The sequence below is a fragment of the Enterocloster citroniae genome, from assembly GCF_040545455.1.
Taxonomy (GTDB): Bacteria; Bacillota; Clostridia; order Lachnospirales; family Lachnospiraceae; genus Enterocloster; species Enterocloster citroniae.
The window spans coordinates 82,423-95,076 of the sequence record NZ_JBEPLZ010000008.1 but is presented as its reverse complement, the minus strand read 5'-3'; the positions used below and the strand labels follow the sequence as shown (position 1 = coordinate 95,076).

Annotated in this window: 10 protein-coding genes; 9 read left to right on the top strand and 1 reads right to left on the bottom strand. The window is 49.7% G+C overall.

Annotation, left to right across the window (positions count from 1 at the left end; translation table 11 throughout):
* The first annotated feature begins 157 nt into the window (after positions 1-157).
* The 4 genes from gap (at position 158) to gpmI (ending at position 4,955) form a co-directional block, all read left to right on the top strand.
* Complete coding sequence (gap, locus tag ABID13_RS12890) at positions 158-1,189, top strand: type I glyceraldehyde-3-phosphate dehydrogenase (protein ID WP_007867757.1); 1,032 nt, start codon at positions 158-160, stop codon at positions 1,187-1,189.
* A gap of 116 nt (positions 1,190-1,305) precedes the next feature.
* A complete protein-coding gene (locus tag ABID13_RS12885) occupies positions 1,306-2,523 on the top strand; it encodes a phosphoglycerate kinase (RefSeq protein WP_007867743.1) in 1,218 nt (405 codons plus the stop codon).
* Positions 2,524-2,553: 30 nt separating this feature from the next.
* Positions 2,554-3,306, top strand: a complete 753-nt coding sequence (gene tpiA / locus ABID13_RS12880) for a triose-phosphate isomerase (protein ID WP_007867741.1) — start codon at positions 2,554-2,556, stop codon at positions 3,304-3,306.
* Positions 3,307-3,413: 107 nt separating this feature from the next.
* The gene (gene gpmI / locus ABID13_RS12875) at positions 3,414-4,955 is read left to right on the top strand and encodes a 2,3-bisphosphoglycerate-independent phosphoglycerate mutase (RefSeq protein ID WP_045093116.1); all 1,542 of its coding nucleotides are present in this window, start codon (positions 3,414-3,416) and stop codon (positions 4,953-4,955) included.
* A gap of 160 nt (positions 4,956-5,115) precedes the next feature.
* On the opposite strand, the gene ABID13_RS12870 is transcribed toward gpmI, so the two are convergent.
* Positions 5,116-6,396, bottom strand: a complete 1,281-nt coding sequence (locus ABID13_RS12870; protein WP_007867736.1) for a cation:proton antiporter — start codon at positions 6,394-6,396, stop codon at positions 5,116-5,118.
* A gap of 149 nt (positions 6,397-6,545) precedes the next feature.
* On the opposite strand from ABID13_RS12870, the gene ABID13_RS12865 reads away from it, so the two are divergent.
* From ABID13_RS12865 to ABID13_RS12845, 5 genes are all read left to right on the top strand, one after another.
* Positions 6,546-7,439: a LysR family transcriptional regulator gene (locus ABID13_RS12865; protein ID WP_048930816.1), complete on the top strand. Its 894-nt coding sequence runs from the start codon at positions 6,546-6,548 to the stop codon at positions 7,437-7,439.
* Positions 7,440-7,540: 101 nt separating this feature from the next.
* Positions 7,541-9,316: an ABC transporter ATP-binding protein gene (locus ABID13_RS12860; protein WP_048930815.1), complete on the top strand. Its 1,776-nt coding sequence runs from the start codon at positions 7,541-7,543 to the stop codon at positions 9,314-9,316.
* Between the two features lie 15 nt (positions 9,317-9,331).
* A complete protein-coding gene (locus ABID13_RS12855) occupies positions 9,332-10,201 on the top strand; it encodes a DegV family protein (protein WP_007870326.1) in 870 nt (289 codons plus the stop codon).
* Positions 10,202-10,219: 18 nt separating this feature from the next.
* Entirely contained in the window at positions 10,220-11,671 is a 1,452-nt protein-coding gene (locus tag ABID13_RS12850; RefSeq protein WP_048930814.1) for a sensor histidine kinase, read from the top strand.
* Positions 11,668-12,606: a GerMN domain-containing protein gene (locus ABID13_RS12845; RefSeq protein ID WP_007870319.1), complete on the top strand. Its 939-nt coding sequence runs from the start codon at positions 11,668-11,670 to the stop codon at positions 12,604-12,606. The genes ABID13_RS12850 and ABID13_RS12845 overlap by 4 nt, the downstream gene beginning before the upstream one ends.
* The last annotated feature ends 48 nt before the right edge of the window (positions 12,607-12,654 follow it).

Here is a 12,654-nt window from a genome sequence, read left to right as displayed (position 1 = left end):
ACAGGGGCAGGGGATGAAAGGAATTTCCAGAAAAAGCCAGTCCTGCGAAAAAATGAAAAAAGGACTTGCCATTTGCTGAGAAATTGATTACAATGTAATAAGGTTGATTATTATTTAACAATAATATAATTTTTAACAAACTAGGAGGAATTGAATCATGGCAGTAAAAGTAGCAATTAATGGTTTTGGACGTATTGGACGTCTGGCTTTCCGTCAGATGTTCGGAGCAGAAGGTTACGATGTAGTAGCAATCAATGACTTAACCGATCCTAAGATGTTAGCTCATCTCTTAAAGTACGATACAGCACAGGGCGGATATGCCGGAGTCTATGGCCAGGGTCTGCACACTGTAGAGGCTGGAGAGGATTCCATTACTGTTGATGGCAAGAAGATTACCATCTACAAGGAACCAAAGGCTGCTGATCTTCCATGGGGCGAAATCGGTGTTGACGTAGTTCTGGAGTGTACAGGTTTCTACTGCTCTAAGGACAAGGCTCAGGCACACATCGAGGCCGGCGCTAAGAAAGTTGTTATTTCTGCTCCGGCAGGCAATGACCTTCCTACTATCGTATACAGTGTTAACGAGAATGTTCTGACAGCTGATGACAAGATCATCTCTGCAGCTTCCTGTACAACAAACTGCTTAGCTCCTATGGCTAAGGCTCTGAATGATTACGCTCCGATCCAAAGCGGTATCATGTCCACCATCCACGCTTACACAGGCGATCAGATGATCCTGGACGGACCGCACAGAAAGGGCGACTTAAGAAGAGCAAGAGCTGGCGCAGCCAACATCGTTCCTAACTCTACCGGCGCAGCTAAGGCAATCGGTCTGGTTATCCCGGAACTGAACGGCAAGCTGATCGGTTCCGCACAGCGTGTTCCGGTACCGACCGGTTCCACCACTATCCTTACAGCTGTTGTTAAGAAGGCTGGCGTTACCAAGGAAGACATCAATGCCGCAATGAAGGCTGCTGCTTGTGAGTCCTTCGGATACAATGAGGATGCAATTGTTTCCTCTGACGTGATCGGTATGAGATTCGGCTCCCTGTTTGATGCAACTCAGACCATGGTAGCTCAGATCGCTGATGATCTGTATGAGGTTCAGGTTGTTTCATGGTATGACAATGAGAATTCTTACACAAGCCAGATGGTAAGAACCATTAAGTACTTTGCTGAGTTAGGCTAATCTGAATTAAGCATTAAGTAGACTCATGAAGGGTCCGGTCGTTTGGACCGGATCCTTTTTATCCCATTGGATATGGCGAGTAAAAAATCTCATGACACTGAAAGGGGAACATAACCATGTTAAATAAGAAAACTGTGGATGATTTAAAAGATTTAAAGGGCAAGAAAGTACTGGTACGCTGTGATTTCAACGTACCGTTAAAAGAAGGGGTGATTCAGAACTATAACCGTATTGACGGTGCCATCCCAACCATTAAGAAGCTGCTTGACCAGGGCGCTAAGGTGATCCTCTGCTCCCATCTGGGCAAGCCCAAGGGTGAACCTGTGCCGGAGATGAGCCTTGCACCGGTTGCTCCCGCGCTGAGCGAGAGACTGGGCGTAGAAGTGAAGTTCGTGGATGATGCCAAGGTTACAGGACCGGAGACACAGAAAGTTGCCGCTGAGTTAAAGGACGGTGAAGTACTTCTGTTGCAGAACACACGTTACAGGATCGAAGAGACAAAATTTAAAGACGGCGATGCCGCTACCGAGGCATATGCTAAGGAACTGGCTGATCTGTGCGATGGTATCTTTGTAAATGACGCGTTTGGTACCGCACACAGGGCTCACTGCTCCAACGTGGGCGTTACAAGATATACCAAGGAGAACGTGGTTGGTTATCTGATGGAAAAGGAGATCAAATTCTTAGGCCAGGCTGTTGAGAATCCGGTCCGCCCCTTTGTTGCTATACTGGGAGGAGCTAAGGTTTCCGATAAGATCAATGTGATCAATAACCTGCTGGATAAGGTTGACACCCTGATCATTGGCGGCGGCATGGCTTACACCTTTGCCAAGGCACAGGGGCAGGAGATCGGCAATTCCTTATGTGAGGAAGATAAGCTGGATTACGCTCTGGAGATGGTTAAAAAGGCGGAGGAGAAGGGCGTTAAGCTGCTGCTTCCCGTTGACCATGTAGAGGGTAAGGAATTTTCCAATGAGACAGAGCATAAGGTAGTGGATGTGATCGATGCCGGCTGGTCTGGCTTTGATATCGGGCCAAAGACAATTGCTCTTTATAAGGATGCGTTAAAGGGCGCAAAGACGGTTGTCTGGAACGGACCCATGGGCGTATTCGAGTTCTCCAACTTTGCTGAGGGAACACTGGAAGTATGCCGCGCAGTGGCAGATCTGGCGGATGCTACCACAGTGATTGGCGGCGGTGATTCCGTGAATGCTGTCAAGAGACTTGGTTTTGCTGACAAGATGACACACATCTCCACAGGAGGAGGCGCTTCCCTGGAATTCTTAGAGGGCAAGGAACTGCCGGGTGTGGCTGCAGCTGACAACAAGGACTGATCACGTCCGATCAAAGAGAGGGGATTTGACATGGCAAGAAAGAAAATTATCGCAGGCAACTGGAAGATGAACATGACGCCATCTGAGGCAGTTGCTCTGGTTAACGAGTTAAAACCACTGGTAGCAAATGACGATGTGGACGTAGTATTCTGCGTTCCGGCCATTGACATCATACCGGCCATGGAAGCTGCCAAGGGAAGCAACATCTGTATCGGCGCTGAGAACATGTATTATGAGGAAAAAGGCGCTTACACAGGCGAGATCGCTCCTAACATGCTCACAGATGCCGGAGTTAAATATGTGATCATCGGCCATTCTGAGAGGCGTGAGTATTTTGCCGAGACAGATGAGACCGTGAACAAAAAGGTGCTTAAGGCATTTGAGCATGGGATCACCCCCATTGTCTGCTGTGGTGAGTCACTGACCCAGAGGGAACAGGGGATTACCATTGACTGGATCCGTCAGCAGATCAAGATCGCATTTCTCAATGTGACCGCTGACCAGGCCAAGACGGCTGTGATCGCCTATGAGCCGATCTGGGCCATTGGCACTGGTAAAGTTGCAACCACGGAGCAGGCCGAGGAAGTATGTGCGGCAATCCGTGCATGTATTGGCGAGATTTATGATGAGGCAACAGCAGAGGCCATCCGTATCCAGTACGGCGGCTCCGTATCAGCTTCCTCCGCTCCTGAGCTTTTTACCCAGGCTGACATTGACGGCGGACTGGTTGGCGGCGCATCCCTGAAGCCTGATTTTGGAAAGATCGTCAACTACAATAAGTAATAAATGATATGATTGCCCTGCGGCCGGGTCAGACGGGCTGCAGGGTTTAATTCTTTCCAGGAGAGCTGCTCTTTCCAGGAGAATGAAAGTAGAAGGAGATATGAACTATGAGCAAGAGACCAACAGTATTAATGATACTTGACGGCTACGGCCTTAACAACAACTGTGACCATAATGCGGTGTGTGAGGGAAAGACACCGGTCATGGACCAGCTTATGAGCCAGTGCCCTTTTGTAAAGGGTGAGGCAAGCGGAATGGCAGTGGGACTTCCTGAAGGACAGATGGGAAACTCTGAGGTTGGACATCTCAATATGGGCGCCGGCCGCATTGTTTATCAGGAATTGACAAGGATCACAAAATCCATTCAGGATGGCGACTTTTTCCAGGTCCCGGAATTCCTTGCGGCTGTGGAAAACTGCAAAAAAAATAATTCCGCACTTCATATGTTCGGCCTTGTGTCCGATGGCGGAGTGCACAGCCACAACACGCACATCTACGGCCTTTTGGATCTGGCTAAGAGAAACGGCCTGGAAAAGGTATATGTCCATTGCTTTCTGGACGGACGTGATACGCCTCCGGAGTCAGGCAAGGGATATGTGGCTGCGCTGGAAGCCAAGATGAAGGAGATCGGCGTGGGAGAGGTTGCATCCGTTATGGGGCGCTACTACGCCATGGACCGTGACAAGAGATGGGACCGTGTGGAACTTGCTTACAATGCACTGACAAAGGGGCGGGGAAATACTGCTTCCAGCGCGACTGAAGGCATCCAGGCATCCTATGACGCAGGCAAAGCGGATGAGTTCGTGGTTCCCTTTGTAGTGGAAAAAGACGGAAAGCCAACAGCCGTGATCGGGGATGGGGATTCCGTGATTTTCTACAACTTCCGTCCGGACCGTGCAAGAGAGATCACCCGTGCGTTCTGTGATAATGATTTTGATGGCTTTGCAAGAGACAAAAAACTGGATCTTGTGTTTGTCTGCTTTACTGATTATGATGAGACCATTGAGAATAAGCTGGTTGCATTTAAGAAGGAAGGAATCACCAACACATTCGGTGAGTTCCTGGCCGCTCACGGCAAGACCCAGGTAAGGATTGCCGAGACTGAGAAATACGCCCATGTTACATTCTTCTTTAACGGCGGCGTAGAGGAGCCGAATCCCGGAGAGGACCGCATCCTGGTGCCGTCTCCCAAGGAGGTTGCCACCTACGACCTGAAGCCGGAGATGAGTGCCCTGGGCGTATGCGACAAGCTGGTGGAAGCCATCAAGTCCGGCAAATATGATGTGATCATTATCAACTTTGCAAACCCGGATATGGTTGGACATACCGGTGTGGAGGAAGCTGCCATCAAGGCAATTGAAACCGTGGATGTATGCGTGGGCCGTGCGGTGGAAGCCATTAAGGAAGTGGATGGCGTTATGTTCATCTGCGCTGACCATGGAAATGCAGAGCAGCTGGTGGATTATGAGACAGGCGAGCCATTTACAGCCCACACCACCAACCCGGTGCCCTTTATCCTGGTCAATGCAGATCCTTCCTACAAACTGCGCGAAGGCGGAGCACTGTGTGACATCATCCCTACCCTGATCCAACTTATGGGCATGGAGCAGCCGGGGGAGATGACCGGAACGTCACTCCTGGTAAAATAATCACGAAATTTACTCCTATCTGACATGAAACACAAAGCCAGCCGGAAATAAAGCCGCATCCACCAATTAATTTTGGCCAGCAGCATTATTTCCGGCTGTTTCATTATTATGATCCGTCCTTCACCCATGCAGGCCAGTCCCGCGGCTTTATTCCAATCCCTCAAACCACCACATGCCTTGCCTGCGCAGAAACAGTCTCCTCCATTTCACCTCCATCCCCCTTCTTCTCTTTTTTTGTACATTTTTCCTTATCCGGTATACTTCCGGACAGTTTTATGGCTATCTTGGAGCAAGCAGGTCCGACCATCTCATAGAGCAGTCCGCTGGACAGGATGATGGTGGACAGCATGAGCCCGCTTTCAGCGGGAAGCATTCTCTGGCCGAGAACCGCCAGGCCAATGGATACACCTGCCTGGGGAATCAGGGCCAGGCCAAAGTAGCGGCGGATCTCCGGTGATGCATGGATAACGGCTGCCCCTACGGTGGAACCAGCGTACTTGCCTGCAATGCGCACCAGGAAGTAGATGACGCCAATGGTGCCTGCGGCAGCCAGACTGGGGATGGAAAGCCGCATTCCGGACAGTACAAAGAACATTACCAAAAGGGGCGGTGTAAACTGGTTCAGCTGCTTAAACAGATGCTTGTTGCCGCTGGCATTGATGTAGGCTGTGCCGGATGCCATACAGGCCAAAAGGGGCGAAACATTCATGGATGAGCAGACACCTGCCACGCCCATGATGGTAACGCAGGCCAGGACCAGACTGTGATCCTTGCTGCGGCGTTTGTTGATCATCCGGCTGAGTACGATCCCGGAAACAGCGCCCATGACAAGTGCGGCTATGTTGAGCAGCACGGGAATGACTACCTGGGAAATGGACACGGCTCCGGTACCTGAACTTGCCTGAACAAATGCAGCGCAGACACTGAAGGCCACCAGCGCTACCGCGTCATCCAGTGCTACCACCTGAAGAATGGTGTCAATAAATGGGCCTTTGGCCTTGTACTGACGGATGGTCATAATGGTGGAGGCCGGTGCTGTGGCGCAGCCAATGGCGCCCAGAAGAAGGCTGAAGGACAGGGACAATCCTAAAAGCAGCATGGAAACCGTAATGAACACGCCGGCCATCAGCGACTCAAACAGCGTGAGGATAACCATGTTTTTTCCATTTGCCTTCAGAGCGGAGAGCTTAAAATATCTTCCCACCCCAAACGCGATAAACGCAAGAGCTAAATCCGTGACAAAGTCCATCTGTTCTATATATTGTGAGGGAACCAGATTCAGGCACCAGGGCCCGATGATGACTCCCGCAATAATATAACCGGTAACATTAGGAAGGTGAAGCCTCTTTGTGATACGAGTCAGCAGAAAGCCGGATGCCAGCATGATTGCGATGCTTAATATGATTCCTGCTGCCCCCAGATTTGATAAATACAGTGCCATATGGAACACTCCTTTCTGCGGACAGGGCGTATATTTTTACCCTGTTCCTTTTTGTTTTGCTTGATTATAGTAGTATTTGGTGATAAAATCAAATGATATTAATTAATTGGTACATAAAAAATATTTATATTTATGAGGGGGACGGGACTGTGTTTGATGTAAAAGTAAAAACATTGCTGGCGGTGATCGAGACTGGAAGTTATACCAAGGCTGCTCAGAAGCTGAATCTGACACAGCCGGCCGTAAGCCACCAGATACGTATGCTGGAAAATGAGTTCGACATTAAAATATTTTATAGAGACAAAAACAAACTAAAACTGACACCCCAGGGTAAGATCCTGGTCCAGTACGCCCGCAGGGCAGCCGCTGTGTACAGCAATGCGTGGCAGGCTATTGAGGACAGCAAGACTGAGACCAGCCACCTGAATGTGGGCATCACGCCAACCGCAGGCGAGACCATCATTCCCCAGGTACTGGCCACCCTTTGCAATGAGAATCCCGGCATACATATAAATATTGGTGTTAATACCATTCAAAAAATTTATACCCGCTTAAAGGCGTATGAGCTTGATTTTGCAGTGGTGGAAGGCGCAGTGCCGGATGACGCCCTGGTCACCACCACGTTGGACACGGATTACCTGTGTCTGGCTGTATCCCCCATCCACCGGCTGGCCAGGGCCAAGACCGTATCCCTGCGGGAAATCCGCCATGAGAAGCTGATATTAAGGAGCCAGAGTGCAGGCACAAGGCAGCTGTTTGAAAAGCACCTGGGTGCCAGGGATATGAGCCTCTCTGAATTTAATGTTATGATGGAACTGGATAATGTGTCCATGATCAAGGAGCTGGTAAGCATGGATCTGGGGATAACGATCATCGCAAAAAGCGCGTGCCGCGAGGAACTTGCCAGCGGACGGCTGGCGATCATCCCCATTGAGAATTCCACCATGGTGCGCCAGATCGACATGGTTTATCAGAAGGATTTCATCCATCCGGAGCTGATTGACAATATACGGTTGATTTATGAACATCTGAAGGCAAAATAGCCCTTCCATTTTTCTGGGAAATAGGATAGAATGAAAGATAGTGCTTTATATCACAGGCAATGTTAAATGGCACGGGCGGAACAAAACAGGAGTCGGTTGATGTGAGTGAAAAGAGGGGTATGAGGACAAGAAGGCTTCTAAATCGTTTTTTGCCTTACTACGGCAAATATAAAGGGATTTTATTGTTCGATCTATTCTGCGCTGCCCTGACCACATTAGGGGAGCTGGTGTTTCCGCTTATGCTGCGCTATATTACAAATCAGGGAATGCAGGACCTTGCCGCGATCACGGTGGGCGTTGTGGTGAGGATCGGCGGTCTGTATCTGGTGCTTCGGATCATCGATTCCTTTGCAGCCTACTATATGGCTTACACCGGCCATGTGATGGGGGTATACATTGAGACAGACATGCGCCAGGACGCATTTGAGCATCTTCAGCGCTTGTCTGACAGTTATTACAGCAGCACCAAGGTGGGACAGATCATGTCCCGTATTACAAGTGATCTTTTTGATGTGACAGAGTTTGCCCATCACTGTCCCGAGGAGTTTTTTATTGCCGCCCTTAAGACAGTGGTTTCGTTTATCATCCTTTCAGGAATCGATCTGGAACTGACCCTGCTGATCTTTGTGCTGATCCCCGTTATGGTGGTGTCTTGCATCTGGTTTAACATGAAAGTAAAGGAAGCCTTCCGCAGACAGCGCAACCAGATCGGAGAACTCAATGCCCAGATTGAGGACGCTCTTCTTGGAAACAGGGTTGTAAGGGCTTTTGCCAATGAGCCGGTGGAGATTGCCAAGTTTGGAAAAGGCAATCAGGCTTTTATGGATATTAAAAAATATACGTACCGTTATATGGCTGCATTTCAGATCACCACCAGATCCTTTGACGGTCTGATGTATGTGGTGGTTATTGTGGCCGGAGGCATTTTTATGATACAGGGGAAGATAGAGGCCGGAGATCTTGTGGCCTATACGCTGTACGTAACCACGCTTCTCACCACGATCCGAAGGATCATTGAGTTTGCCGAGCAGTTTCAGCGCGGTATGACGGGAATTGAACGTTTTCAGGAGATCATGGATGTTGTGCCTGATATAAGGGACTGCAGGAATGCGAAGATGCTGGAACACGTGAAGGGGAAAATTGTCTTTAACCATGTGAGTTTTTCCTACCCGGGCGATCATGCGCCTGTATTGCAGGATATTGATTTAACAGTAGAGCCGGGGGAGAGGATTGCCCTGGTGGGACCTTCAGGAGGGGGTAAGACCACTCTGTGCAACCTGCTGCCCAGGTTTTATGATGCTGCTTCAGGAAGTATTACCATTGACGGCCAGGATATCAGGGGGGTGACCCTGCGCAGCCTGCGGTCCAACATTGGTGTGGTTCAGCAGGATGTGTATCTGTTTTCAGGTTCTGTCTATGAGAATATCAGCTACGGATGTCCCGGGGCGTCCAGAGAGAAAGTGATTGAGGCAGCCAGGATGGCGGGAGCCCATGAGTTTATCAGCGAGCTCCAGGATGGATATGATACGTATGTGGGAGAGAGGGGCGTAAAGCTGTCCGGCGGACAGAAGCAGCGGATCAGCATTGCCAGAGTGTTCCTAAAGAATCCTGCTATCCTGATCCTGGACGAGGCCACCTCTGCTCTTGACAATGAGAGTGAATTCCTTGTATCCCAATCCCTGGAAAAGCTGGCAAAAGGGCGTACCACATTCACCATCGCCCACCGCCTTACCACCATACAGGGGGCGGACAGGATCCTTGTGCTGTCCGGCAGCAGGATCGTGGAGGAAGGAAACCATGAGGCCCTTCTTCAAAAAAAAGGAATGTATTATCAGCTGTACAACACAGCGAACCGATTAAATCAGGGAATTGCATAAAGGAGATTTTATAGTATGAGTATTGCTATTGTTGCGGACAGCAACAGCGGAGTTACGCAGAATGAAGCAAGGGAGCTGGGAATCCATGTGCTTCCCATGCCTTTTATGATTAATGGGGAAGTGTATTATGAGGGCATTGACCTGACCCATCAGGAGTTTTATAAACGGATGGAGGAGGGGGCGGACATTACCACGTCCCAGCCGTCTCCCAAGGATGTTCTGGAGTTGTGGGACAACCTGTTAAAAGAATATGATGAGATTGTATATATTCCCATGTCCAGCGGGTTAAGCGGTTCCTGCCAGACAGCCATGATGCTGGCTGATGAGTATGACGGCAGGGTGCAGGTGGTGAATAACCAGCGCATTTCCGTGACCCAGAGGCAGTCGGCTCTGGATGCCAGGGATCTGGCGGCAAAAGGTTACAGGGCCGGGGAAATTAAGAATATATTGGAAGAAACCAAATTTAACAGTATTATTTATATTACGGTAGATACGCTGAAGTATCTGAGAAAGGGTGGTAGGATTACCCCTGCCGCCGCGGCTCTTGGAACCCTGTTAAAGATCAAGCCCGTGCTCACCATTGAGGGCGAAAAGCTGGATGCATTTTCCAAGGCCAGGACCATGAAGCAGGCCAGGACTACTATGCTGACGGCCCTTGCCCATGATCTGGAGGAACGGCTGGGGGATAAGAACGCATTCCATACTTACCTGCAGATCGCTCATACATGCAATGAAGAGGCGGCGGAAGAACTGAAGGAAACGGTCAGGGAATTGTATCCGTCAGCCCCTGTATTTGTGGCCCCTCTTTCACTGAGCATTGGCTGCCATATAGGGCCGGGGGCTCTGGCTGTTGCGTGTACCGGAATGTTAAAGGAGCTGGATTAAGTGCCCAAAGTGAAATTTATGGATAAGGTCCGTACCTATGGCATGAGCATGAAAGTGCCCCTGGCGATCATTATGATCGCTGCGGCGCTGATCCCACTGTTTCTTCAGGCAGTGGTGATGCTGGGGTCATTTAATCAGGGACAGCTGGATGCAAGAACCATTGAGATCCAGAACCAGTGTGTGATCCTGAGCAACAAGATGACCCGCTCAGGCTATATGACGGCGGAGAAAAAGAACAATACTGCACTGGACAGCCAGATGCAGGCGATTTCCGATGTGTATAATGGAAGGATCGTGATCGTAAACTCCAATTTCCGTGTGATCACAGACACCTTCAACCTTTCAACAGGAAAGTTCTATATTTCGGAAGAAGTCATCAAATGTTTTAAAGGTGAGAACAGCAGCCACTATAATAAGGACATGCAGTACCTGGCACAGACGATTCCCGTGTATGATCCGGCCAATGAGAAGAACATTTACGGGGTTATCGTGGTTACTGCATCAACAGAGAATATCCTTTCCCTCACCGATAAGGTGATGGGTAAATCCAACTTATTCCTTGTGTTTATCTGTCTTGCCATGGGAGTTCTGGCAGTGGTGGCCGTACATATTCTGATGCGGCCCTTTAAGAAGCTTCAGCTGTCCTTTGACCGGGTGGCCCAGGGGGACTTGGATGCGGATATTACGGAGAACACCTACAGGGAGACGACACAGCTGTCCCAGGCTGTCCAGAAATCGCTGAGCAAGCTGAAAGCAGTGGACCAGTCACGGCAGGAATTTGTGTCCAATGTATCACATGAACTGAAAACACCCATTACCTCCATCCGCGTACTGGCGGATTCCTTGATGGGAATGGAGGAGGTGCCGGTGGAACTGTACCGGGAGTTTATGACAGATATCTCAGATGAGATTGACCGGGAGAATCAGATCATTGAGGATCTGCTCACCCTGGTTAAGATGGATAAATCAGCGGAAAGCCAGATGAACATTGAACAGGTGAATATCAATGGGGAACTGGAATTGATCCTCAAGCGCCTCCGTCCCATTGCAAAGCGGGGAAATGTGGAGCTGGTCCTGGAAAGTATCCGGGAAGTGACAGCAGATGTGGATCGTGTGAAGATATCCCTGGCCATCACCAACCTGGTGGAAAATGCGATTAAATATAACAGGGATTCCGGCAATGTACGGGTTACCCTGGACGCGGATCACAAGTATTTCTATGTAAAGGTGACGGATACTGGGATCGGCATTCCTGAGGATGCCCTGGAGCATATTTTCGAGCGCTTTTTCCGGGTGGATAAAGCGCGTTCCAGGGAAGTAGGAGGCACAGGCCTGGGCCTTGCCATTGCGAAAAACGTGATACAGATGCATCATGGCATCATTGACGTGGAGAGCACGCCGGGAGAGGGGACTACGTTCAGTATGAGGATTCCCCTTACCTATGTGCTGCGGCAGGAGGTGAAGTCATGAGTGGAGCCGGAATAAAGAAAATACTGTTTTTGTCTGTGATATTGTCCGGCCTTCTGGCGGGATGCAGTCAAAAGGAGATGCCAAGACCGACCCCGGAGGAAGGCAAATACCTGATCTATTATCTGAATACAGCCACAACCAAGCTGGTTCCCAGGGAGTATGAGGCAGAGGCAACGGATAAGGAGGCGCTGGTGGATGAACTGATGGAACAATTCCTCCATGTTCCCAAGGAGCTGGACTGCCAGGCCGCGCTCATAGACAAGGTGGCCTATCAGGGCAGCCGTCAGGAGGAACAGGTTCTGTACCTGTATTTTGATGTGAACTATACGGGTATGAAGCCGGAACGGGAGATCCTGTGCCGGGCAGCCCTGACCAGGACGCTGACCCAGATCCCGGGGGTGGATTATATCAATATTTACTGTGGTGACCAGCCCCTTATGGACCGCCAGGGAAACCCTGTGGGTATGCTGGCATCCACTGATTTCATTATGAATACCAGCAATGTGAACGCATATGAGAAGACGGAGCTGACCCTGTATTTTGCAGATGAAACAGGGAATAAGCTGCTGGAGGAAAAGAGGGAAGTGGTGCACAATATCAACACATCCCTGGAACAGCTGGTGGTGGAACAGCTTATAGCAGGACCGGGCCAGGAAGGCCGTCATCCCACCCTGCCCTCTGACTGCAAGATCTTAAGCTTGTCCGTCACTGACAATGTGTGTTATATTAATTTTGATTCCGCATTTCTGAACACCTCATTGCCGGTAAGCGAGTATGTGCCCATTTATTCCATTGTGGATTCATTGTCCGAGATGACCACAGTGACCAAGGTACAGATCATGGTTAACGGCTCCCAGAACGTGATGTTCCGGGATGTGATATCCCTGAACACCCCCTTTGAGAAAAGCCAGGATTATATAGAGGGGGCGCAGTAAAAACATCAGGGTGAGGAAATAAAGTGTTATGGAGTTGGGGATCCAAGA